Origin of the sequence: Rathayibacter sp. PhB1, from assembly GCF_004362935.1 — a bacterium.
GTDB classification, from domain to species: Bacteria; Actinomycetota; Actinomycetes; order Actinomycetales; family Microbacteriaceae; genus Rathayibacter; species Rathayibacter festucae.
Window position 1 is genome coordinate 332,491 of sequence record NZ_SNYD01000005.1, and the last position, 21,885, is coordinate 354,375.

Consider the following 21,885-nt stretch of genomic DNA (forward strand, 5'->3'; position numbering starts at 1 on the left):
CTCTTCTTCCCCCCTCGGACCCTGGAGGTCTCATGACGACCCTCGCCGCCGCGGATGCCGGCCCGTCGACTCCGCCGACGCCGTCGCCCCTGCCGCCCCGACGACGACGCTCCGCGTACGCCGTCCGGAACATGCTGATCGGCTGGACCTTCATCCTCCCGAACTTCCTGGGCTTCGCCGCGCTCACGCTCGTGCCGGTGATCACCCTCTTCTACATGTCGATGACCGACTGGAACGTCTTCGGCCAGGCCAACTGGGTCGGCATCGCGAACTTCCAGCGCCTGATCGGCGACGCGAGCTTCCGCATCGCGCTGCTGAACACGCTCTACTACGCGGCGCTGCACATTCCGCTGACGCTCGTCGTCTCGCTCGGGCTCGCGCTGCTGCTCAACAACAAGCTCCGCGGCGTCGCGTTCTTCCGCACGGCCGCGTTCTTCCCCTACATCACCTCGATCGTCGCGATCGCCGTGGTCTGGAACCTGCTCTTCAGCCCGGAGTACGGCCCGATCAACCAGCTGCTCGGCCTGATCGGCATCTCCGACCCGCCCGGCTGGCTGACCTCGTCCGAGTGGGCGATGCCCGCGGTCGTCATCATCAGCACCTGGCGGGACATGGGCTACTACATGATCCTGTTCCTCGCCGGGCTGCAGACCGTGCCGCGCGAGCTGCACGAGGCGGCCCGCGTCGACGGCGCCTCGGTCTGGCAGCGCTTCGTCAACGTGACGATCCCGTGCCTGCGGCCGACCACCTTCTTCGTGACGGTGATGCTCACCATCAACTCGTTCAAGATCTTCGACCTGATCCTCGTGATGACGCAGGGCGGCCCGGGTCAGGCGACCCTCGTGCTCTCGCAGTTCATCTACCAGAAGGGCTTCCAGGAGAACCAGTTCGGCTACGCGTCGGCGGTCTCGGTCGTGCTCTTCCTGCTCTGCATCCTCGTGACGCTGGCCCAGTTCTTCCTCAACCGAAGGAGCGAGTCCCGATGACCGGACTTCTCATCCCCGACGGCGCTCCCACCGTCGTCGGCGTGAACGAGCCGCTGCCGCCGCGCCGCACGGAGGCCGGCCGCTCCCCGGCGCGCAAGGCCGGCCGCCTCCTCGGCTACGCCGTGATGATCATCGCCGCGGCGGCGCTGCTGCTGCCGTTCTTCTGGATGATCACGAGCTCGGTGAAGACGCCGAACGAGGTCTTCTCGGTGCCGGTGAAGTGGTTCCCGGAGACCTGGGTCTGGAGCAACTACGTCGAGATCTGGACCCAGTCGGGCATGCTCACCTGGATCCGGAACACGCTGCTGCTCGCGGTCGTCGTCACGATCCTGCAGGTGGTCACCGGCTCGTTCGCCGCCTACGGCTTCTCGCGGATGCGCTTCCCCGGCCGCGACGTGCTGTTCCTGGTCTACATCGGCACGATCGCGGTGCCGTGGCAGTCGTACATGATCCCGCAGTTCATCCTGCTGTCGAACCTCAAGGTCTCGAACACCCTCTGGGCGATCATCCTGATCCAGGCCTTCGGCGCCTTCGGCGTGTTCCTGATGAAGCAGTTCTACGAGACGATCCCCGAGGAGCTCTCCGAGGCCGCGCGGATCGACGGCCTGAGCGAGTACGGCATCTGGGCGCGGATCATGGTGCCGCTGTCGATCCCCGCGATCGCGAGCCTCACGCTGCTGACCTTCGTCGCCACCTGGAACGACTACCTCGGGCCGCTGATCTACCTGCGGAACCCGGACCTGTGGACGATCCAGCTGGGCCTGCAGAGCTTCGTCAGCACCCTCTACGACGCCAACTACGCGCTGCTGTTCGCGGGGCTCGTCATCTCGGTGGTCCCGATCGCCGTGATCTTCCTCCTCGGTCAGAAGTACTTCGTCGAGGGCATCGCGACCAGCGGACTGAAGGGCTGATCGTGCGCCGCATCCCGAACGGCCTCTACGCCTCGCTCTTCGGCGTCGCCTACCTGATCCTGGTGACGAACGTGCTGCTCCTGGTCGCCTGCCTGCCGCTCGTGCTGCTGCTGGTGACGACGGATCCGGTGCTCTCCTGGCCGCTGCTCGCGGCGGCCCTGCCGCTCTGCGCGCCGGCCCTGATGGGCGCCGCCGCGGTCTTCGCGGCGCACTCGCGCGGCGAGACCGCGGTCGTGCGGACGTTCTGGCGGGCGTGGCGGGCGAGCTGGCGCCGGCCCGTACGGCTGCTGGCCGCCGCCACCGCGGTCGTCGTGCTGGTGCTCGTCGACGTGCGGTTCCTCGCGCCGACGCAGATCGGCGTGGTCGTCATCCCGTTCCTCGCGGTCATCGCCCTGCTCGTGGTCGGCTGCGTCCCGGTGGCGCTCGTCGCCCTCGCCGAGGCGGGCGGATCGACGCTCCGCCAGGCCGTCAAGGCGGCGGTGTTCCTCGCCGCCCGCCGCTGGCACCTGTCCGTCGTCTCGCTGCTGGTGCTCGCGTTCCAGGCGTACCTCTTCACCGCCTCGCCCGCGCTCGCCCTCGGCGTCTCGGCCGCTCCCGCCCTCTACCTGGTCTGGGCGAACGCCCGGTTCACCCTCCGCCCCGCGCTCGCCGCCGACCAGCCGGTCGCGGCCTGACCTCCCACGAAGGACTCTCCCCATGACGACCACTCCACCCACCACGGGGAGGACGACCACCGAGCAGGCCGTGGCGGACGCCCTCGAGGTCGTCCGCCGGATGATCGGGGCCTTCGGCTCCGCCTACCCCGACGACACGACCACGGACGGCCGCTACCCGATCCGCCCCGCGGCGCAGGGCTTCGCCGCCGGCGCCAACCGCGGCTGGACGACGAGCTTCTGGCCGGGGATGCAGTGGATCGCCTGGGAGGCGACCGGCGAGGACGTCTTCCTCGACGCCGCCCGCGGCCACCTTCACGACTTCGCCCGCCGCGTGCGGGAGGGCGAGGACCTGGAGACCCACGACCTCGGCTTCCTCTACACGCTCTCCTGCGTCGCGCCCTTCCGGCTCCTCGGCGACGAGCTCGGCCGCACCGCTGCGCTCGAGGCCGCCGAGCACCTGATGACGCGGTTCCTGCCGACGGCCGGCATCGTCCAGGCCTGGGGCGACCTCCGCGACCCGAAGCAGCGCGGCCGCACGATCATCGACTCGCTGATGAACATGCCGCTGCTGACCTGGGCCGGCGAGCAGACCGGCGACCCGCGCTACGCCGAGGCCGTCGCGCGCCACATCGAGGCGCTGCGGGTGAACATCCTCCGCCCCGACTCGTCGACCTTCCACACCTTCTACTGGGACGCCGAGACCGGCGAGCCGCTGCGCGGCGGCACCGAGCAGGGCGCGTTCGACGACTCCTGCTGGGCGCGCGGCCAGGCCTGGGGCGTCTACGGCTTCGCGATGGGCTTCCGCGTGCTCGGCGACGACGCGCTGCTCGAGGCGTCGCGGGCCTGCGCCGAGTACTTCCTCGCGCACCTGCCGGGCGACCTCGTGCCCTACTGGGACCTCGTCTACACCGAGGGCAGCGACGCGCCCCGGGACAGCTCGGCGGCGGCGATCGCGGTCTGCGGGCTGCTCGAGCTGGCCCTGGTCGAGACCGACGCCGAGTGCGCCGAGCGCTGGCGCGACGCCGCGCACCGGATCCTCGCGGCGCTGATCCGGGAGTGCGCTCCCGAGAGTCCCGAGGCCGCCGACACCGTCCTGCTGCACAGCGTCTACGACCTGCCGAAGAACGTGGGCGTCGACGAGGGCACGCTCTGGGGCGACTACTTCTACCTGGAGGCGCTGATGCGCGTCTCGCGACCGGAATGGCGGCCCTACTGGTGAGACTCGTCCGATTCGAGAGCGCCGAGGGCGCTCGGACAGGGGTCGTGCTCGACGGCGACGGCGACCGCGTGCTCGACCTGGGCACCGCGACCGTCACGGAGCTGCTCGCCGACCGCGCGCTGCTGACCGCGGCCCGGGCGGTGGGCACCTCGACCGTCCCGCTCGACTCCCTCCGCCTGCTGCCGCCCGTCGTGCCGGGGAAGATCCTCTGCATCGGCTACAACTACCGCGGGCACGTGCCCGCCGGCGGTGAGGACCGGCCGGTGCCGACGACGCCCGACGTGTTCGTCAAGACGCCGAACACGCTCGGCGCCCCGGGCGACCCGGTGACGCTGCCGCTGACGGCGACCGACGTCGACTACGAGGGCGAGATCGCGCTCGTGATCGGCCGCGGCGGGCGGGACATCCCGCTCGACGAGGCGGCCTCGCACATCGCCGGCTACACCGTGATCAACGACGTCTCCGAGCGCAGCTGGCAGGGCCGCTCCAGCCAGTGGACGCTCGGCAAGTGCTCCGACGGCTTCGCTCCGCTCGGCCCGTGGCTCGTGACGCCCGACGAGATCGCGGACACCGGCGACCTCCGCGTCGAGGTGGTCCGCGACGGTGTCGTCACCGTCTCGCAGAGCACCGCCGACCTGGTCTTCAGCATGGCGGCGCTCGTCCACCACCTCAGCGAGGGGATGACCCTCGAGCCGGGCGACGTGATCGCGACGGGCAGCCCGCAGAAGCTGCCGGAGGCGCTCGCGGCGCACCGCCCGCTGGCCGACGGCGACGCGGTGACGATCCGCGTCGACGGGATCGGCTCCCTCACCACGACCTTCCGAAAGGGACGACCATGACCCCCGCCGCCTTCACCCTCGACGCCTTCCGGCTCGACGGCCGGGTCGCCGCCGTCACCGGGACCAGCCGGGGCATCGGCCGCGGCGCCGCGCTGGCGCTCGCCGGGGCCGGCGCCGACATCGCGCTGATCGACCGGGGCGACGCGAGCGAGACCGCCGCGCTGATCCGCGGGCTGGGCCGTCGGGCGCACCTGATCCGCCGCGACTTCGCGACCGCGACGTCCGAGGAGCTGCACTCCGCGATCGACGAGGTCGTCGCCGAGCTCGGCCGGATCGACGTGCTGGTCAACAACGCCGGCACGATCAAGCGCACCCCCGCGGCCGAGCACAGCGCCGCCGACTGGGACGAGGTGCTCAAGGTGAACCTCGACTCGGTCTTCCACCTCACTCAGGCGGCCGGCCGGCGGATGATCGCGCAGGGCTCGGGGCGGATCATCACCGTCGCCTCGATGCTGTCCTTCCAGGGCGGGATCACCGTGCCCGGCTACACCGCGTCGAAGCACGCGGTCGCGGGGCTGACCAAGGCGTTCGCCAACGAGTGGGCCGCCTCCGGAGTGACCGTCAACGCGATCGCCCCCGGATACCTCGCCACCGACAACACCGCCGCGATCCGCGCCGACGAGGCCCGCGAGGCGTCGATCGTCGCGCGCATCCCGGCCGGCCGCTGGGGCACGCCCGCCGACCTGCAGGGAGCCTTCGTGTTCCTCGCGTCGGACGCCGCCGCCTACGTCACGGGGACGATCCTCCCCGTCGACGGCGGCTGGCTCGTGCGCTGACGCCGACCGGCTCCCCGAACCCACCCGACCAGAACCGACCCGACAGGAGTCTCCCCATGGAGCAGCGCTACGCCACCAACCCCTCGCAGATCCCCGGCATGAGCACCGAGGACCTGCGCCGGGAGTACCTCGTCCCGGAGGTGTTCGTCGCCGGCGAGATCACGCTGGTCTACACGCACCACGACCGCATCGTGCTCGGCGGCGCCGTCCCCGCGGGGCAGCGCCTCGAGCTGACCGGCTACGAGGAGATCCGCAGCGAGACGTTCCTCGAGCACCGCGAGCTCGGAATCGTCAACGTCGGCGGCACCGGCACGGTGACCGCGGACGGCGAGACGTACACGCTCGTCTCGGGCGCCTGCCTCTACCTCGGTCGCGGGATCGAGGCGGTGGCGTTCGAGGACGCCGACGGCTCGGATGACGCCGGTTCGACTGACTCCGGCGCGCAGTTCTACCTCTTCTCGGCCCCCGCGCACACGACCTACCCCTCGGTGCTCGTCGCGCCCGGCGAGGGCACCGTCCGCGAGCTCGGCGAGCAGGCGACGAGCAACCGCCGCACGCTCAACCAGTACATCCACGAGAACGGCGTGCGCAGCTGCCAGATCGTGATGGGCGTGACGACCCTGCACGAGGGCTCGATGTGGAACACCATGCCCGCGCACACCCACGACCGCCGCACCGAGTGCTACCTCTACTTCGACCTGCCCGAGGACGCGCGCGTGATCCACCTGCTCGGGGAGCGCCAGGAGACCCGGCACCTCGTCGTGGCCGACCGCCAGGCGATCCTCTCGCCGAGCTGGTCGCTGCACTCCGGCGTCGGTACCGCCGCGTACTCCTTCGTCTGGGCGATGGCGGGCGAGAACCAGGCGTTCGACGACATGGATGCGGCGCCGGTGAAGGACCTGGCGTGACGTCCGGATCCGCTGTCGGCGGGGTGCTGCTGGCCATGGGGGAGACCATGGCCGTGCTGGTGCCCTGCGGCGGGTCCGTCGCCGACGCGGACGACTTCCTGGTCGACGCGGGCGGTGCGGAGTCGAACGTGCTCGCGCACGCGGCGGCGCTCGGCGTCCCCGTCCGCTGGCACAGCCGGCTCGGCGCCGACGCGCTCGGCGAGCGGGTGCTCCGGCAGCTCGCGGCGCGGCGGATCGACGTCTCGCGCGTCGTCCGCGACCCCGGTCATCCCACCGGCGTCTACGTGAAGGACCCCGGGCGCGGAGTCTCGTACTACCGGGCGGGCTCGGCCGCCGCGTACCTCGACACCGCTGACGCCGATGCCGCGCCGTTCGACGACGTGGCGCTGCTGCACCTGTCCGGGATCACCGCGGCGCTCTCGGAGCCGGCCGACCGCTTCCTCCGTCGCGCCGCCCTGCGCGCCCGCGAGCTCGGCATTCCGGTGAGCCTCGACGTCAACTACCGCGCCGCGCTCTGGAGCGTCGCCGATGCCGCGCCGGTGCTCGCCGAGCTGGTCCGGCTGGCCGACGTGGTCTTCGTCGGCCGCGACGAGGCGGAGACGCTGTGGGGCACCCGCACCGCCGAGGACGTCCGGGCGCTGTTCCCGGACGTCGCCGAGCTGGTCGTCAAGGACGGCCACATCGGCGCGACGGTGTTCTGCGCCGGTGCCGATGCCGGTGCTGATGCCGATACCGGTGCCGACGCTGCCGACTGGGTCTTCGAGCCCTCGCACGAGGTGGAGGTGCTCGATGCGGTCGGCGCGGGCGACGCCTTCGCCGGCGGCTACCTGGCCGCACTGCTCCAGGGCGCCGACCCCGGAGCACGCCTGCGCCGCGGCCACGACCGCGCCGCCCTCACCCTCGCCGTGGCGGGCGACTCCCTCGACGAGAGAACGGCACGACGATGACTGCGTTCACCACCACCCCCGCGACCACCCCGACTGCGAGCCCGACCGCGAGCCCCTTCGACGAGGTCTTCGCGGGCGCCCCGCTGATGGCGATCCTGCGCGGCATGGGCGTGGAGCGCTCGATCGCGCTCGCGACGACCGCCTGGGACCTCGGCATCGACTCGGTCGAGGTGCCGCTGCAGACCGCGGTGGACGAGGTCGCCCTCCGCGAGGTCGCGCGCCTGGGCGCCGAGCGCGGCAAGACCGTCGGAGCGGGCACGATCGTCCGCCCCGAGCAGGTCGCGCTCGCCCGCGAGGCCGGCGCCGGCTACCTCGTCTCACCGGGCCTCGACCAGCGCATCCTCGCCGCCGCCGGCGCCGTCGACCTCCCGCTGCTGCCCGGAGTCGCGACCCCCTCGGAGGTGCAGCTCGCCGCCTCGCTCGGCCTCACCTGGCTGAAGGCCTTCCCCGCCACCTGGCTCGGCGCCGGCTGGTTCAAGCACATCCGCGGCCCCTTCCCCGGCATCCGCTTCGTCGCCACCGGCGGCCTCGACGCCGCCAACGTCTCCGACTTCCTCGACGCCGGCGTCCGCGTCGCCGCCGTCGGCTCCGCCCTCGAGGACCCGGCCCAGCTCGACCGCCTCGGCGCCCTGCTTGCCGCCGCCCGCGCCTGACCATGTCCGTGGTGCACCCGGACGCGCCGTGCACGCGCCTCATGCTGATCGAGTAGCCCGCCTCGCGGGCGTCTCGAGATCCACCGCCGTCCGGGGGTCGGGTCTCGATACGCGCTGCGCGCTACTCGACCAGCATGTCTGCGGGCGTCTCTTCCAAGTAGATCCACCCGCGTCAGAGCTTCGGGGCATGCCTGGTCACGGTGGGTCTCGATACGCGCTGCGCGCTACTCGACCAGCATGTCGGCGGCGCACGCCGACGCGCTGCGCGCGCACTGCAGGCTGATCGAGCAGCACGCCTCGCGGGCACACCATGCTGATCGAGTAGCCCACAGCGGGCACCTCTTGCTGATCGAGTAGCCCGCGGAGCGGGCGTATCGAGATCCGTCCACCGTCAGAACGGTGCGGGAACAGTGTCGAAACGGGGCCCCGGCGGCCGGTCCGGCGGCCGCCCGGGCAGAGGCGGTGGCCGGTTGCTGATCCGCCGGCCGGTCGGGCTCGTCCATACGAGGGTCCCGTGGTCATCGATCCGGTCGTAGCTCCACTGCTCTCCGTGCCGCACGTGGTGGTGGGACGTGCAGAGCATGACGAGGTTCTCGAGCGAGGTCTCGCCGCCGTTGCGCCACTCGATCGTGTGGTCGGCCTCGGCTGTTGAGGCCGTGCGGGTGCAGCCGGGGAAGCGGCAGGTCTGATCGCGGAGGTGGAGGTGCAGGCGCATCTGCGCGGGTGGTACGCGCCAAGTGCGGCCGACGGAGACGACGGCGCCGGTGTCCTGATCGGTGAGCACCCGCGTGAAGGAGGCTCCCGTTCGGAGGAGCTCGCGGGCGACGTCCGCGGGGACGGGTCCGTAGCCGTCGAGGTCCGCGGGTGCGTCGTCGAGACCTGCGGCGGTGGACGCCGCGAGGGTGAGCCGCACCTCGGCCCGCACTCCGGGGACGAAGGTCGGGTCGGGCCGGTGCTCTTCGTTCGGAGTCGTTCCCGCGATGTCGCCGTCGCAGAGCAGGTCGACGGCGGCATCGGCGCTGAGCTGCTGCAGGGTGCGGGGGTCGCCGTCGTCGCGGAGGGTGCGGGCGATGCGGCGCAGCCGGTCGTAGGCGCCCGTCACCGCCGGAGCGGGGGCGTGAAGGCAGAGCGTGGCCATCCCGTCGACGTCCGGGGTGACCCAGACGGCGCGGTCCTCCTTCGCGCGGGCGTGGCGCTCGGCGAGGGGCTGCTCGTGCAGCTCCTCGCGCCAGCGTTGCAACGCTCGGCGCAGCTGGGTCGTCGTCATCGTGAGGGCGGCGTCGGCGGCGCGCTCGTCGAGTGCCGCGCGGGAGGCCTCAGGGAGACTGCTCGCCGTCCGGCAGACGGCCTCGCCGACCTCCCAGAGGATCCGCGCGTCGCGGAGCAGAGCGCGGGTGAGCGGCAGGTGCTCCATCAGCATCTGCGCGGTCTCGAGGCGGCGGCAGACCTCCCGCTCGGACACGCCGATCGTGACCGCGAGCTCGGCGCGGATGGAGCGCTCGGCCAGGTCGCGGGTCTCACTCCGGGACGCTCCGCGGGCGAAGCCCTCCTGCACGGTGAGCGCGAGCCGGTAGCCGCGGTGCATCCGCTCGGCCGCCCTCAGGCGCGTCGGGGAGGCGGCGCGCTCGGTGGCCGCGGAGTAGTCGAAGCAGTTGCGCACCTCCGCGAGTGCTGCCGCATTCTCATCTTCTGACATACGCGTATTGAACCAGGCGCCACCGACATCGAAGCGGGGGCAGGGGCCGATCGGGGGAGAGGGCAGGCGGATCGGGGGTTGGGGAGGAGGCTTGCTCCCGGATGTCTCGGTGAAGGTGGGTCTCGATACGCCGCCGGAGGCGGCTACTCGACCAGCATGAATCGACCTGCGGCCTGCGCGACCAGCAGGGAGAGCCCTGCGGGCTGCGCGACCGGCATGAGGCGGTCGGCCAGGCACCGTGGCCGCGGAATGTTCCTCCTCATGCTGATCGAGTAGCCCGCGCAGCGGGCGTATCGAGATCCACCCGGGCCGAGACCGGAGCCGGCAGACCACCGAGCGGGCGGTGGTGGGTCTCGATGCGCCCTTCGGGCTACTCGACCAGCATGGGCTGCCCCTGCGGGGCTACTCGACCAGCATTCTGCGGGCATCCCTCCCGAGCAGATCCGCGTCAGCGGCGGCGGCGCAGCAGGGCGTCGACCGAGAGGCGGCCGGCGCCCGTCAGCGCGAGCGCGACCGCTCCGGCGGCCAGCACCAGGACGAACTCGATGCCGCCGGTGGCCGCGAAGAAGCCGCCCGGCAGGTGGACGACGACGAGTGCGACGAGCGCCGTGATCGCGAGGCCGGCGGCGGCGATCCGCGTCAGCAGGCCGACGATGATCGCCGCGCCGCCGAGCAGCTCGGTGAAGGCGGCGACCGGGGCGAGGACGGCCGCGAACGGGATCCCCATCGCTCCGAAGCCCTCGGTCGTCGCGGCGAGGCCGTCGACGGCGATCTTCTGCCAGCCGTGCGCGAGGAACACGGCGCCCAGCGCGAGGCGGAGGACGAGCAGTCCGGCGGAGGCTCCCGGCAGCGCGCCGCGACGGGCCGTGGAGGAGGGGGTCGGGCGGTCGAGCGTGGTGGTCATGGCGTGCCTTCCGGTCGGAGCGGATCTCGAGGGGGAGTGCCGCACGCCGTCGTGCTCGTGGTCGACCGTAGGCGCGACCGCCGCCCGCCCGAGGTCCGTGGAGTGGACACTGAGAACTCGCACAGGCTCACCCCAGGCTCCAGCCCCCGCACACGCCGGAAGCCGGCGCCGCCCTCCTCACGAAGGCGACGCCGGCTCCCGCACCGCTCCTCAGCAGCTCGCGGCCGGGTACTCCTCGCTCTGCTCGCGCGTCACGTCCTCCCCGTCGACGGTGCCCGTCACGGTCAGGTCGACCGCGTCGGCCGGCACCGCCTTCGCCCGGGTGGTGAAGGAGTGGAACACGCTCTTGCCGGGCGCGACGGCGGTGAACGCCTTCTCGCCGTAGGCCGTCGTCATGGTGATCCCCACCGGCACGTCGGCCGTGTTGACCGCGGTGACGCCCAGCTGCACCTTGCCCGCGACGCACCGGCTCTGCACCGTCACGTCCAGGTCCGGCAGCGCCGGGGCGGCGGGGGCGACCGCCGCGACTCCGAGCCATGAGATGACCGGCTTCTCGCCGCCCGCGCCCTCGTTGGTCACCCGGTACTCCACCGTGGTCGGCGCCGCGAGGGTGAAGGTCAGCGCCCCGGTCAGCGGCGTGTTCGTGCCCGACAGCGGGATGTTGCCCTTGGCCAGCTCCACGCCCCCGGCCGAGACGGTGTGGTTCATCGTCCGGCTGAGGTTCCACCACTCGGTGAACCCGCCCGTCAGCGTGTACGTCCCGGCGGCCAGCGGCAGTCGGTAGATCAGCTGCGTCGTGTCCTGGTAGAGACCGGTCGAGAACTTGTCGTTCACGTCCGTCCCGGTCTTCACCTTCATGCCCTCGGGCGCGAAGCCCCACTGGTCGGCGGCGGTCGAGGCCCGGTCCGACACGGCGTTGAGCAGCGACGGGACGGCCGCCTGCACCGCGCCGTACTGCGGCGAGGAGGTCGCCGCGGTACCGGAGTCGATGTAGTAGACGAGCCCCTCGGGCACGACCTCGTAGCGCGCGGTCACCTTCGCGCCGTTCGCGAGCGTCCCGCGCAGGGTCACCGGCGCGTAGTCGGTGCGGGTCTGGGCCGCGGAGTCCGCGTCCCAGGTGACGCCGGTCGAGGCGCCGTCGACCGTCACGGTGGTCGGCAGGGCGGCGCTCGCGGTGAGCGCGCCCTGGTAGCCGAGGTCGCGGGTCACGCTCTGGACGTAGACCAGCGCGAGCCGCGCGTTGTAGCCGCTCGTCCCGTCGGTCCCGAAGGACACGTCCACGACGCCCGGTGTCGCGAGGGTCACCTGCTGGCGGACCGGCGTGGCAGCCCCGGTCGAGACCGCGGTAGCGCGCTTCGTCGTGCCGGCCGCGGTGACGGTCGAGACGACGTTGGTGGTCAGTCCGGCCCGCGGCGCCTGCACGGCGACGACGTCGTAGGTGCCGGCGGGCAGGGTGAGGTGCGTCACGACGGGCTTGCCGAAGTCGGCCGGCACGTACGAGGAGCTCCAATCCGCGGGGTTGCCCGGGACGACCGCGCCGGTCGACGTGGTCGAGTAGCCCCACGTGCTCCCCGCGGACACCCCGTCCCACTTCCGGTCGGCGGCGTCGTTGAGGACGCCCGGCTGGCTCGCCTTCACGGCCGCGTAGGCGGATCCGGCCGCCGAGCCGCTCGACCCCGAGTCGACGAAGTAGCGCAGGTCGGCGGGAGTCACGAGCAGCGGCACCGAGAAGCGCTGGAACACTCCGGTCGAGGCGACCTTCTCGGTGGTCCGGCCGGTCAGCCGCACCGTGCCGAGCTCCGCCGTCCCGGCGAGGGCCTGCGCGGCTCCCGCGTCCCAGGTCACGGCGCGCTCGGCGCCCTCGAGGGTCAGGGTCTTCGGCAGCCCGGCGGAGGCGGTCCCGGCGATCAGGCCGAGGTCGCGGACGTCGGTGCTCACGCCCTCGGGCACGAGCTCCGCGGCGGTCCGGCTGAGGCGCGCCACCAGAGCGGCGGCCCCCTCCGCGTCGAGGCCGTAGCCGGCTGGATCGGCCAGCGCCGATCGCGCGGAACCCACCACGCTCGCGAACGGGGCCCAGGAGGAGGCGCTCCACTCCGCCTCGACGAAGCGCTCGGCCGTGGCCAGCGCCGCCGCGAGGGCGGTGGTGTCGACGGCGGACGAGTCCGCGTTCGCGACCACCACGCCGACCGCGTCGACGTTCAGGACGCCGTCGTTCGCCGTCTCCAGCACCACGGTGTGCGCGCCGTCCGCGAGACCGCGGAGCTGGAACGCCGTGCGCTCGCTGCCCGCGGCCCAGGTCGGCGCGTTCGTCGCCACCCGGACGCCGTCCACCGTGACGTTCAGCGTCGCCGCCCCGGTGTTGCTGCCGAGGACGTCGAGTCCGGTCCCGGTGAAGGAGTAGCTCAGTGCCGCGCCCTTCCCGGTGCTCTTCGACGCCGTGCGCTGCCACTCGAACATGCCCTGGCCGTTGACGTGGGTCCACTGCTCGTCGAACTCGAGGATCGGCGTCGAGCCGTCGCTCCAGCTGGTCTGGTGCATGCCGTCGACGACGGTGGAGTAGTAGGGAGTGAAGCCGGGCACCTGCTCGACGACGAGGTCGTCGAACTGCGTGAAGGTGAAGGCCGAGCCGAGCTGCACGCGCCCTGCGGCCTGCGGCGCCGGGTCGGTGTAGGCCGCGACCTGCACGCCGTTGAGGTACGCGGTGTAGCGGTCGCCCGCCACCTGCACGGCGATCCGGTTCCACACTCCGGTGCCGGTGCGGAACGCCGTGCCGGGGGTGGCGGAGGCGGTGCCGGACGCGACGGAGGTGCCGTAGCGCAGCAGGCTCCAGGCGCCGGTCGCGTCGACCCGCAGCTCGGCCGCGGAGACGTTCTGGCCGTTGGGCGTCCCGCCCTGCTCGCGGGCGCCGAGGGTCGCGTACGGGGTGCCGCCGTTCTCGAAGAGCACGTCGACGGAGGCGCGGTAGTTCGCCCAGCGGTAGTCGCCGATCGTCGTCTTCGGGTCGCCGCCGTTCCAGGCCGAGCCGTTCATGCCCGGGCCGACCTGCTGGCGCAGCACGCGGTCGCGCGCGGCGTCGCCGGTGGCCACGGACTCGAAGGCGCCATTGGTGTCGTTCGTGTAGCGCGGGATCGCGCCGTCGTCCTCCGGCTGCACCGCGGGGGTGCCGGCGGGCTTCGCCTTCGCGCCGCGGCTGTCGAGGAACGACTCGCCGGAGTCGCTCAGCGCGCCGGTCGCCGGGTCGTAGGAGCGGATGTCCGCGGCCTCGGTGTAGTCGAAGTCGTCCGCGTAGAGGACGGAGTCGGTGGTGACGCCGTTGACGTCGCCGCTCGCGTCGGTGTCGAGCACGTCGCGGCCGCCGTCGGCGTCGGTGTACTCGGGCGAGGTCGGCAGGGTCGAGCCGTAGCCCTCGCGCGGGGTGAGGACACCGCCGGCGCTCGCCGCGTGGTCGAGCGTGGTCGCGGTCGCCGTCGACCACGGCTTCACCGTCACCGTGTAGACGCCGTCCACGGCGGACAGCTCCGACACGGGTACGACGTAGTTCGCGTCGTAGGCCTCGCCGGCGTCGGCCGCGCGGGTCTCCCAGACCTCCATCGTGCGGTCGTCGCCCAGGTCGAGGTCCTTCGCCGAGATCGCGTAGGTCTTCTCGAACGGGCTGTCGTTGACGATCACGGTCGAGAAGTCCGAGCCGTCGGGCGCGGCGAGCGTCGTGTACGACACCGCACCGGTCGAGGCGCCGCTGGGCGGGTTGCCGCCGCCGAGCGCGCTGCCGGAGGCCTGCGGGATGCCGCGCCAGACGCCGGCCGTGTTGTCCTCGTTCTCCCAGCCGAGCTGCGCGAACTGCGTGTACTGCTCGACCGCGGCCAGGCCGCCGTCGTAGTAGAGCCAGCCCGACCAGGGGTCGCGGGCGCTGACCAGCTCCTTCGAGGAGTACTGGAAGCCGTCGTAGAAGGAGCCGATCGCCGGCTGGAAGATGTTCAGGGTCCGGAGCGACTTCGCGAAGCCGGAGGTGACCCAGTTGCTCATCTCGAGCGCGCTGTTGGTCCCGCCGAACTCGGTGCCCGTGCCGCCCTGGCCGTCGGGGTTGGTGTTGTTCGGGCGGTCGGCGGAGTTGGAGAAGGTCGCCTGGCCCTCGGAGTTCCAGATCTCCTTGTCGTAGGTCTGCGCGAACCTCTTGAGGTTCCCGTTCGCGTCGTCCGAGGTGGCGTAGTGGAAGCCGACGACGTCGACGGCGTCGCGGAGCGAGGGGTCGGTGGCCGAGTTCAGCTGGTCGCCGAACGACGTCGGGGGAGTGCCGACCGTGTCCGCCGCGACCGTGCGGATCGCGCGGTAGCGCTCGCCCTCGTCCGCCGAGGCGAAGCCGTTGCTCGGGTCCTGCGCGCTCGCGCCCTCGTAGCCCTTGGTGTCGGTGCGGAGCCAGGTCGAGAACTTCTTGTAGAGCGCGGCGTTCGGGCTCGTGGTCTCGTTGGTGTCCGGGTTGATCGAGTCGACCATGATCCCGTACTCGCGCTCCGCGGCCAGGACGGTGTTCTTGAACCAGATGTACTGGTCCTCGTCGCTGGTCACCCAGGTGGGGCGGCTCCAGCGCAGGATGCTGACGTGCACGTCGCCCTCGGCGACCTTCTGCGCGTCCGCGGCCAGCTGGAAGTCGGGCTCGCGCTGCACGTTCGGGTACTCGTCGCGCGAGCGCATCGTCGCGACGTTCGGCCCGGTCGAGGTGTTGCGGTCGTTGCCCATCTCGATCTTGATGGTGGTCATGATCGGGTGCTCGCCGCCGAAGAGCGTCTCGATCAGCTCCCAGTACTTCTCGGGGTGCTGCGACTTGTAGTCGAGCAGCAGCGCGCTGGTCGAGTTCGCGGAGAGGATGCCGAAGCCCTTGAAGGTCAGCGCGTTGACGCTCTCCGCGGCGGCGGCGACGTCGGCCGCGGTGACGGTGACGGCCTGCACGTCCGAGGGCGCGGCCTGGGCGGCCGGCACCTGGGCGAGCCCCGCCGCGAGCAGGGCGCCGAGCGCGGTCGCCGCGACGAGGGTCCGTCCCCTCCCCTCCTTCCTGCGGTGCGGCCTGCTGTGCGAGGGGGGCTCGGGCTGCGAGCCTCGAGCGTGCCGGGGAGAGCGGTTGAGCATGAGTGCGCCTCGTCGTCGAGTCGAATGGGATGAGCGATCCGCCAACTCCGATCATTTCAGAACATGCGGAGAGCGATCGCTGTGGTCACCGTATCCGAGCGGTTTCGCGGGCGCAACGGCTCGAAGCGGCGCGCGAGCAGGGTCTTTCCTCCTGGAGCGACCACGGGATAGTCTGCTCGGCAGCGCGGAACGCCCTTCCTCGATGATCGATAATGATCGAACGGGAGGGGCGGGACGCGCGACGACGAGTCGGCGACGAGGCCGGCCGGAGAACGGAGAACCCCCGCCATGACCACCCGCCCCACCCGGATCCGCCCCCTTCTCACCCGCGGCGCCGCCGGTCTCGCCGGAGGCCTGCTCCTGCTCGGCGTCGCCGGCACCGCGTTCGCCGACGAGCAGCAGGGCGCGGACGACGTCGATGTCAACGTGCAGATCGCCCCGCTGACGACGCCCGGCTCGCTGTCGATGACGGTCGCGAGCGACTCCACCGCCCTGACCGAGAACGGCTCGAACAGCGTGGCCCGCCAGTTCACCGGCACCCTGCCCACGGTCACCGTCACCGACACCCGCGACGCCGCGGACATCCCCGCCGGCGCCGGCTGGTACGTCCTCGGAACCGCCAGCGACTTCACCTCGTCGACCGGCGACACCATCGGCGCCGAGAACCTCGGCTGGGCCCCGAACCTGATCGACGGCGGCGACTCCGGCCTCGTCGCCGAGGGCGACGTCGTCGACACCGCGCTCGACGGCGGCCCCGACGGCGTCGGCCTCGTCGACCAGGAGCTGCTCGCCATCACCAACGACAGCGCCGGAGTCGCCGAGGAGGGCTCCTGGACCGCGAACGCGGCCCTCACCCTCAAGACCCCCACCACCGTCGACGCCGGCGACTACAGCTCCACCCTCACCCTCTCGCTCTTCGAGTGAGCCTGCGTGCCTTTTCCATGCTGGTCGAGTAGCCGCCTGCGGCGGCGTATCGAGACCCGCCGTCACCAGAAGGGCGGGTCTGCAGACTCATCATCTGGCGCCGGTGGATCTCGATACGCCCGCTGCGCGGCCTACTCGATCAACATGAATCGGACCCGCTCTGCGGCCTCCTCGACCAGCACGAATCCTCGAGTGGACCCGCGACGGGCCTCGAGTCCCGAGCAGGCCCCTGCACGCGTCCACTCGGCGGGGCCGGCTCGCGCGAGTGGACGCGCGTCGGGCCCTGCGCCCGGGCCGGAACCCGGTCCGGGTCCACTCGCGCGCCCGCCGCATGCTGGTCGAGTAGCCGCCGCAGGCGGCGTATCGAGACCCGGCGTGCTGGGGACGGTGGATCTCGATACGCCCGCTGCGCGGGCTACTCGATCAGCATGAAGGGGCAGCTCGATCGGCAGGGGGTCGATGGGGTCGGCGGGTGCGGTGCCCGCTGGCGTTCGGTATCGTGGCGCGCTCCGGGACCCGAGGGGGCATCGTGAACCGTCCGCACGTCACCGCAGGAGCCGCCGGGGTCCTCCTGCTCGCGCTCGCCGGCTGCACGCCGCCCGCGCCGGAGGCGGTCGGCGGCGGGCTCGACCTCGCCGTGTCCGCGGTCTGCGAGGCCGGCGCGGATCCGCAGTGCGTCGCGGTCGGCGGTCAGGACGTGCTCGTCGACCCGGCGGCGTTCACCCGGGCGGGTGTCGCCTCGGTCGAGGTGTCCGGCACCGGCGACGCCCGGACCGTCGACGTGCGCTTCGACGAGGACGGCGCCGAGCTCTTCCGGGACGCGACGGCGGAGGCGGCCGGCGCCGGCCCGGACGCGCGGGTTCTGCTGCGCGCCGGCGACGTGGTCGTCTCGGCCGTGGCGGTGATGCAGGCGATCGAGGGCGACTCGGTGCAGATCCTCCCGGGCGACGAGGACGCGCAGGAGCTCGCCGATCGCATCCGCGCGGGCTGACCCGAGCGGTCAGGACGCCGGCGGCTCCTCCACGCCGAGCTGCACGGCCAGCTCCATGCAGCGCACGCGGGCGGGGGAGAAGTCGTAGGGCAGGCTCCGGATGACGTCCGCCGCGCTTCGGGCGCGCGCATCGGCCGCGGGGGCGGGCGTCTCGGCTTCCTCGGGCGGGTGCCGCTCGTCCCAGGCCTCGGCGAGGGCGTCGTCCTCCTCCAGCTGGCCGGAATCCGCGCAGACGCGCAGCAGCTCCGTCTCGAAGGCGTGCCGCTCGGCCGCCACCTGCGCGACCCGGGGATCGTCGACAGCGACGGTATCGTCCAGGGCCTCCTCGGCGGCGTCGACGCGGTCGGACGCGGCGCGCAGGTCGGGGTGCGCGGCGAGAGCGGCGAAGCGGCCTGCCTGGATGGCGGCGCCGAGCGGGCCGAACACCCGCTCGGTGACCAGCAGGACGTCCAGGTCGTCCTGGCGCAGCGAGCCCTCGGGCGCGCTCTCGAGGCGGCCGGAGACGAGGTCGTCGAGCAGGCCCAGCCGGCTGCCGAGGGAGCGCATGCGCTGCACCGACGCCCGCTGCCGCTGCAGCTCGGCCTCCTGCGCGGCGAGGGTCTCCTCCAGCCGGGCGAGGACGGCGGCGACCTCGTCCTCGTCGTCCGCGGCCACCGGCTCGGCGCCGGCGAAGGCGTCGCGGATGTCGTCGAGGGCGATCCCGGCGTCGGCCGTCCGGCGGATCCAGAGCAGCCGGACGATCTCCGCGTGCCCGTACCGGCGGCGCCCGTCGCCGCCCCGCTCCCGCTCGGGGAGCAGGCCGATCTGGTGGTAGTGCCGGATCGTCCGGGGCGTGATGCCGACGAACGCCGCGGCGTCGCCGATCAGGACCTCACGGGGCGGGGTCGGGAACGAGAGCATGGCTGGCCTTCCGGGTCGGGTCGGGACGTGCTTCGAGCAGACCACATGACGCTGCGGCAGGAGCAAGGCGTGCGACGTGTCCGGCGGTGGTGGATCTCGATACGCCCACTGCGCGGGCTACTCGATCAGCATGCGGGTGCCCGCTGCGCGGGCTGCTCGGTCAGCATGGAAGGGGAGACGGCGTGCAGATCATGCTGGTCGAGTAGCCGCCGCAGGCGGCGTATCGAGACCCGGCCTCCTGGGGACGGTGGATCTCGATACGCCCGCTGCGCGGGCTACTCGATCAGCATGCAGGGGGCCGCGGAGCGGGCTACTCGATCAGCATGGACTCGGGCGGCCCTACCCACGGGGGAGGGGACGGTCTGCGCCGCCGTGCATGCTGGTCGAGTAGCCGCCGGAGGCGGCGTATCGAGACCCACCCCTCCGGGAGGCGTGCCTCTCCTCGAGCAGCCGGCGATCAGGCGCGCGGGCGCGGGGCCGCGGCGCTCTCGCGGAGGACGAGCTCCGGGAGCTGGGAGGAGAAGGCGGCGCCCGTGCGGCCCTCCATGGCGGGGAGCAGGAGGCCGAAGCCGCGGCGGCCGAGGCCGGCGAAGTCCTGGCGGACGGTCGTCAGGGCCGGCGTCCACATCCGGGCGAGCGGGTGGTCGTCGAAGCCGACGACGCTGATGTCCTCGGGGACGCGCAGCCCGGCCTCGGTGATGCCCTTGATCACTCCCATCGCGATCTCGTCGTTGCCGCAGAAGACGGCGGTGACGCTGGGGTCCTCGACCAGCCGCGCGGCGAGCAGTCGCCCGGACTCCGGCTCCCACGTCGCCTCGAGCGGGGTCGGCGCGGTGGCCACTCCCGCGGCCTTCAGCGCGCGGCGCCAGCCGGTCGTCCGGCCGTCCTCGCGCCGCGACGGCGGGATGCGGATGTGGTGCACCGTCGCGTGGCCCAGCTCGAGCAGGTGCTCGGTCAGCGCCTGGGCCGCGCGGAGCTCGTCGAGCACCGCCTGCGGCCGCCGCCCGCGGACCCCCGAGAGCGCGACGACCGGCACGGTCTCCGGGATCGCCGCGAGCACGGCCACGCCGGGCGGGTCGAACTTGAGGACGACGATCCCGTCGGGGCTCTGGTCGAGCACCGAGGAGAGCGCCCGCTCGACGTGCTCCGGGTCCGCCGACTCGACGACGGTGATGGTGACGGTCCAGCCGCCGGCCCGCGCCTCCTCCTCGATGCCGCGGATCGCCTCGGCGTAGCCGTACTGCGAAGTGTTGCCGGCGACGACGGCGATGGTGCGCGAGCGCCGGGTGACGAGGTTCCGGGCGACGGCGCTGGGCCGGTAGTTGAGCTCCGCGATGGCCGCGAGCACTCGCTCGCGCTTGTCGGGGGCGACCCGCGCGGCACCGGTCAGCACCCGCGACACGGTCGGGACCGAGACGCCGGCGAGGCGGGCGACGTCGGCGATGACCGGGGCCCTCGTCGACCTGTCGCGCGTCACGCCGTCCCGCTTCCGTCCTCGACCGTCCTGCAAGTGCCCGGCGAGCCACGACGGAGCGAGGGCGACCGGCTCGGTGCCGCGGGCTCCGGCGGTGGTCACTTCACCGCGCCGCTCGTGATGCCGGAGATGATCTTGCGCTGCGCGAAGACGAACACCAGGAGCAGGGGCAGGCTCATCAGGATGATATAGGAGAAGATCAGGTGCCAGTTCTGCAGGTAGAGCCCGGCGCTGGCCACCTGGTAGAGGTTCAGCGGCAGGGTGTCGAGCCGGCCGCCGACCACGAAGAGCGCGTAGAAGACGTCGTTCCAGATGTAGAGGCAGATCAGGATCGTCGCGGTCGCGAGCACCGGCATCAGCAGCGGCAGGATGATCGTGAAGAACACCCGGATCGGCCGCGCGCCGTCGACGCGGGCCGCCTCCTCCAGCTCCGCGGGAATGGTGCGGACGAAGCCGGTGACGAAGAAGATCACGGTCGAGAGGTACATCCCCATGTACACGCCGACCATGCCGACGGCGGTGCCGGCGAGGCCGAGCTGGCGCAGCAGCAGCACCACGGTGACGACCGCGGGCGGCAGGACGATGCCGCTGATGGCGAGCGCGTAGACGACGGCCATCCCGCGACCGGTGCGGCGGCCGAGGATCCAGGCGGCCATCGAGCCGAGCACGAGCACGCCGAGCACCGAGGGCACCATCACGAGGACGCTGCCGAGGAACGCGGGGACCATGCGGCCGTCGGTGAAGACGGTCGCGAAGTTCTCGAGCAGCTGCCACTGCGAGGGGGCGGCGAGGTTGGGGTTCAGCGCCTCCGCCTGGGTCTTGCCCGCGGTGCTGACGATCAGCCAGAACGGCACGCCGAGCAGCAGGGCGACGCTGGCGAGGGCGGCGATCGGCTGCAGCAGCGGGCGGCGGGAGCGGCGGACCCGCGACTCCGGGGCCGCGGGAGCGGATGTGACCGGTCGCTCGATGACGGTGCTCACAGGACGTCCTCTCGACGGCGCAGGGTGCGGATGACGGGGAAGGCGAGGACGGCGACGGTGACGAAGAGGATCAGGCTCATCGTGGTCGCCTGGGCGAACAGGCCCTGGCCGAAGGTGCGGAAGATGAAGATGTTGAGCAGCTCGGTCGTGCCGCCGGGGCCGCCCTCGGTGGTGGCCTGGACGATGTCGAAGCCGTTCATCGAGCCCAGCAGCGCGGTGGCGACGTTGAAGGTCAGTGCCGGCGCGATCAGCGGGAAGCGGATGTCGCGGAAGGTCTGCCACCAGGAGGAGCCGTCCAGGCGCGCGGCCTCGAGCACGTCGCCCGAGATCGTCTTGAGCCCGGCCAGGTAGATGAGCATCGACAGGCCCATCCACTTCCAGGAGTGGATCAGGGCGACGACGACGATCGTCCAGGTGGTGTCGCCGAGCCAGGCGATCGAGACCGGCTGCCCGGAGACGAAGGAGAGGATCCCGTTCAGCGCGCCGTCGGGCTTCAGCAGCGCCTGGAAGACGTAGCCGACCGCGAGGGCGGACATGATCACCGGGATGAAGAACATCACCCGGGCGAAGCGGTTGACCCGGGTGTCCTTCTCCAGCAGCAGCGCGAGGATCAGGCCGAAGACGTTCTGGAAGACCGCGACGAGCACCGCGTAGACCAGCGTCACCCGCAGCGCCTGGATCAGCGTGCCGCTCTGGAAGAGGTCGACGAAGTTCGCGACGCCGACGAAGCCGATGGCGGCCTTGAAGCTGGACCAGTCGGTGAAGGCGTAGACGAAGTTGAACACCGTCGGCACGAAGAAGAAGACGATCAGGACCAGGAGGGCCGGCACGAGGAAGACCAGCGGGTGGTCGGAGCGGCGTCCGCTCGGCATGCCGCCGGTCTTCACGGCCCGGGCGAGGACCCGGGGTGGCGCGGCGGCTCGGGTGGTGGACACGCGGGGCACTGCCTTTCGAGAGAGGGGGTCGTGCGCGGGAGGGTCCGGGGCCCGCCGTCGTGGCC

General features: G+C 72.3%; 18 protein-coding genes. 11 read left to right on the forward strand and 7 right to left on the reverse strand.

Annotated features, from left to right (window positions below):
* The first annotated feature begins 32 nt into the window (after positions 1-32).
* The 9 genes from EDF17_RS14620 to EDF17_RS14660 are packed head-to-tail and all read left to right on the forward strand — an operon-like array spanning position 33 to position 7,895.
* Positions 33-986, forward strand: a complete 954-nt coding sequence (locus EDF17_RS14620; RefSeq protein ID WP_123447343.1) for a sugar ABC transporter permease — start codon at positions 33-35, stop codon at positions 984-986.
* Positions 983-1,897, forward strand: a complete 915-nt coding sequence (locus EDF17_RS14625) for a carbohydrate ABC transporter permease (protein WP_123447344.1) — start codon at positions 983-985, stop codon at positions 1,895-1,897. The genes EDF17_RS14620 and EDF17_RS14625 overlap by 4 nt, the downstream gene beginning before the upstream one ends.
* Before the next feature lie 2 nt (positions 1,898-1,899).
* On the forward strand, positions 1,900-2,571 hold the full coding sequence (locus tag EDF17_RS14630; RefSeq protein ID WP_123447345.1) for a ferredoxin-NADPH reductase: 672 nt from the start codon (positions 1,900-1,902) through the stop codon (positions 2,569-2,571).
* 22 nt (positions 2,572-2,593) lie between these two features.
* Positions 2,594-3,772, forward strand: a complete 1,179-nt coding sequence (locus EDF17_RS14635; RefSeq protein ID WP_123447346.1) for a glycoside hydrolase family 88 protein — start codon at positions 2,594-2,596, stop codon at positions 3,770-3,772.
* The gene (locus EDF17_RS14640) at positions 3,769-4,611 is read left to right on the forward strand and encodes a fumarylacetoacetate hydrolase family protein (protein ID WP_243732908.1); all 843 of its coding nucleotides are present in this window, start codon (positions 3,769-3,771) and stop codon (positions 4,609-4,611) included. Before EDF17_RS14635 ends, EDF17_RS14640 begins: the two co-directional genes overlap by 4 nt.
* Complete coding sequence (gene kduD, locus EDF17_RS14645) at positions 4,608-5,387, forward strand: 2-dehydro-3-deoxy-D-gluconate 5-dehydrogenase KduD (RefSeq protein WP_123447348.1); 780 nt, start codon at positions 4,608-4,610, stop codon at positions 5,385-5,387. Before EDF17_RS14640 ends, kduD begins: the two co-directional genes overlap by 4 nt.
* 56 nt (positions 5,388-5,443) lie before the next feature.
* On the forward strand, positions 5,444-6,295 hold the full coding sequence (gene kduI, locus EDF17_RS14650; protein WP_123447349.1) for a 5-dehydro-4-deoxy-D-glucuronate isomerase: 852 nt from the start codon (positions 5,444-5,446) through the stop codon (positions 6,293-6,295).
* Entirely contained in the window at positions 6,292-7,242 is a 951-nt protein-coding gene (locus EDF17_RS14655; RefSeq protein WP_243732909.1) for a sugar kinase, read from the forward strand. The genes kduI and EDF17_RS14655 overlap by 4 nt, the downstream gene beginning before the upstream one ends.
* Positions 7,239-7,895, forward strand: a complete 657-nt coding sequence (locus EDF17_RS14660) for a bifunctional 4-hydroxy-2-oxoglutarate aldolase/2-dehydro-3-deoxy-phosphogluconate aldolase (RefSeq protein WP_123447350.1) — start codon at positions 7,239-7,241, stop codon at positions 7,893-7,895. The genes EDF17_RS14655 and EDF17_RS14660 overlap by 4 nt, the downstream gene beginning before the upstream one ends.
* Before the next feature lie 391 nt (positions 7,896-8,286).
* On the opposite strand, the gene EDF17_RS14665 is transcribed toward EDF17_RS14660, so the two are convergent.
* The 3 genes from EDF17_RS14665 to EDF17_RS14675 all read right to left on the reverse strand — a co-directional run bounded on the left by EDF17_RS14665 (position 8,287) and on the right by EDF17_RS14675 (position 15,616).
* Positions 8,287-9,591, reverse strand: coding sequence for an HNH endonuclease signature motif containing protein (locus EDF17_RS14665; protein ID WP_123447351.1), 1,305 nt, complete (start codon positions 9,589-9,591; stop codon positions 8,287-8,289).
* Positions 9,592-10,039: 448 nt separating this feature from the next.
* A complete protein-coding gene (locus EDF17_RS14670) occupies positions 10,040-10,495 on the reverse strand; it encodes a DoxX family protein (RefSeq protein ID WP_123447352.1) in 456 nt (151 codons plus the stop codon).
* Positions 10,496-10,705: 210 nt separating this feature from the next.
* On the reverse strand, positions 10,706-15,616 hold the full coding sequence (locus tag EDF17_RS14675; RefSeq protein ID WP_123447353.1) for a hypothetical protein: 4,911 nt from the start codon (positions 15,614-15,616) through the stop codon (positions 10,706-10,708).
* A 288-nt stretch (positions 15,617-15,904) separates the two neighbouring features.
* Between EDF17_RS14675 and EDF17_RS14680 the strand changes: the two genes are divergently transcribed.
* On the forward strand, positions 15,905-16,540 hold the full coding sequence (locus EDF17_RS14680; RefSeq protein WP_123447354.1) for a hypothetical protein: 636 nt from the start codon (positions 15,905-15,907) through the stop codon (positions 16,538-16,540).
* A 529-nt stretch (positions 16,541-17,069) separates the two neighbouring features.
* Entirely contained in the window at positions 17,070-17,531 is a 462-nt protein-coding gene (locus tag EDF17_RS14685; RefSeq protein ID WP_123447355.1) for a hypothetical protein, read from the forward strand.
* A gap of 9 nt (positions 17,532-17,540) precedes the next feature.
* Here the strand turns inward: EDF17_RS14685 and EDF17_RS14690 are convergent, their stop codons facing one another.
* The 4 genes from EDF17_RS14690 to EDF17_RS14705 all read right to left on the reverse strand — a co-directional run bounded on the left by EDF17_RS14690 (position 17,541) and on the right by EDF17_RS14705 (position 21,820).
* Positions 17,541-18,431: a MerR family transcriptional regulator gene (locus EDF17_RS14690; protein WP_123447356.1), complete on the reverse strand. Its 891-nt coding sequence runs from the start codon at positions 18,429-18,431 to the stop codon at positions 17,541-17,543.
* 457 nt (positions 18,432-18,888) lie between these two features.
* Positions 18,889-19,908, reverse strand: a complete 1,020-nt coding sequence (locus tag EDF17_RS14695) for a LacI family DNA-binding transcriptional regulator (RefSeq protein WP_123447542.1) — start codon at positions 19,906-19,908, stop codon at positions 18,889-18,891.
* Positions 19,909-20,003: 95 nt separating this feature from the next.
* A complete protein-coding gene (locus tag EDF17_RS14700) occupies positions 20,004-20,885 on the reverse strand; it encodes a carbohydrate ABC transporter permease (RefSeq protein WP_243732910.1) in 882 nt (293 codons plus the stop codon).
* Positions 20,882-21,820 (reverse strand): sugar ABC transporter permease, encoded by a 939-nt coding sequence (locus tag EDF17_RS14705; protein WP_243599493.1) that lies wholly within the window; start codon positions 21,818-21,820, stop codon positions 20,882-20,884. The genes EDF17_RS14700 and EDF17_RS14705 overlap by 4 nt, the downstream gene beginning before the upstream one ends.
* Between the last annotated feature and the right edge of the window lie 65 nt (positions 21,821-21,885).

Coding starts and splice junctions, on each gene's coding strand:
- kduI (WP_123447349.1), top strand. CDS start 5,444: ATGGAGCAGCGCTACGCCACCAACCCCTCGCAGATCCCCGGCATGAGC.
- EDF17_RS14665 (WP_123447351.1), bottom strand. CDS start 9,591: ATGTCAGAAGATGAGAATGCGGCAGCACTCGCGGAGGTGCGCAACTGC.
- EDF17_RS14660 (WP_123447350.1), top strand. CDS start 7,239: ATGACTGCGTTCACCACCACCCCCGCGACCACCCCGACTGCGAGCCCG.
- EDF17_RS14620 (WP_123447343.1), top strand. CDS start 33: ATGACGACCCTCGCCGCCGCGGATGCCGGCCCGTCGACTCCGCCGACG.
- EDF17_RS14690 (WP_123447356.1), bottom strand. CDS start 18,431: ATGCTCTCGTTCCCGACCCCGCCCCGTGAGGTCCTGATCGGCGACGCC.
- EDF17_RS14680 (WP_123447354.1), top strand. CDS start 15,905: ATGACCACCCGCCCCACCCGGATCCGCCCCCTTCTCACCCGCGGCGCC.
- EDF17_RS14625 (WP_123447344.1), top strand. CDS start 983: ATGACCGGACTTCTCATCCCCGACGGCGCTCCCACCGTCGTCGGCGTG.
- kduD (WP_123447348.1), top strand. CDS start 4,608: ATGACCCCCGCCGCCTTCACCCTCGACGCCTTCCGGCTCGACGGCCGG.
- EDF17_RS14670 (WP_123447352.1), bottom strand. CDS start 10,495: ATGACCACCACGCTCGACCGCCCGACCCCCTCCTCCACGGCCCGTCGC.
- EDF17_RS14635 (WP_123447346.1), top strand. CDS start 2,594: ATGACGACCACTCCACCCACCACGGGGAGGACGACCACCGAGCAGGCC.
- EDF17_RS14675 (WP_123447353.1), bottom strand. CDS start 15,616: ATGCTCAACCGCTCTCCCCGGCACGCTCGAGGCTCGCAGCCCGAGCCC.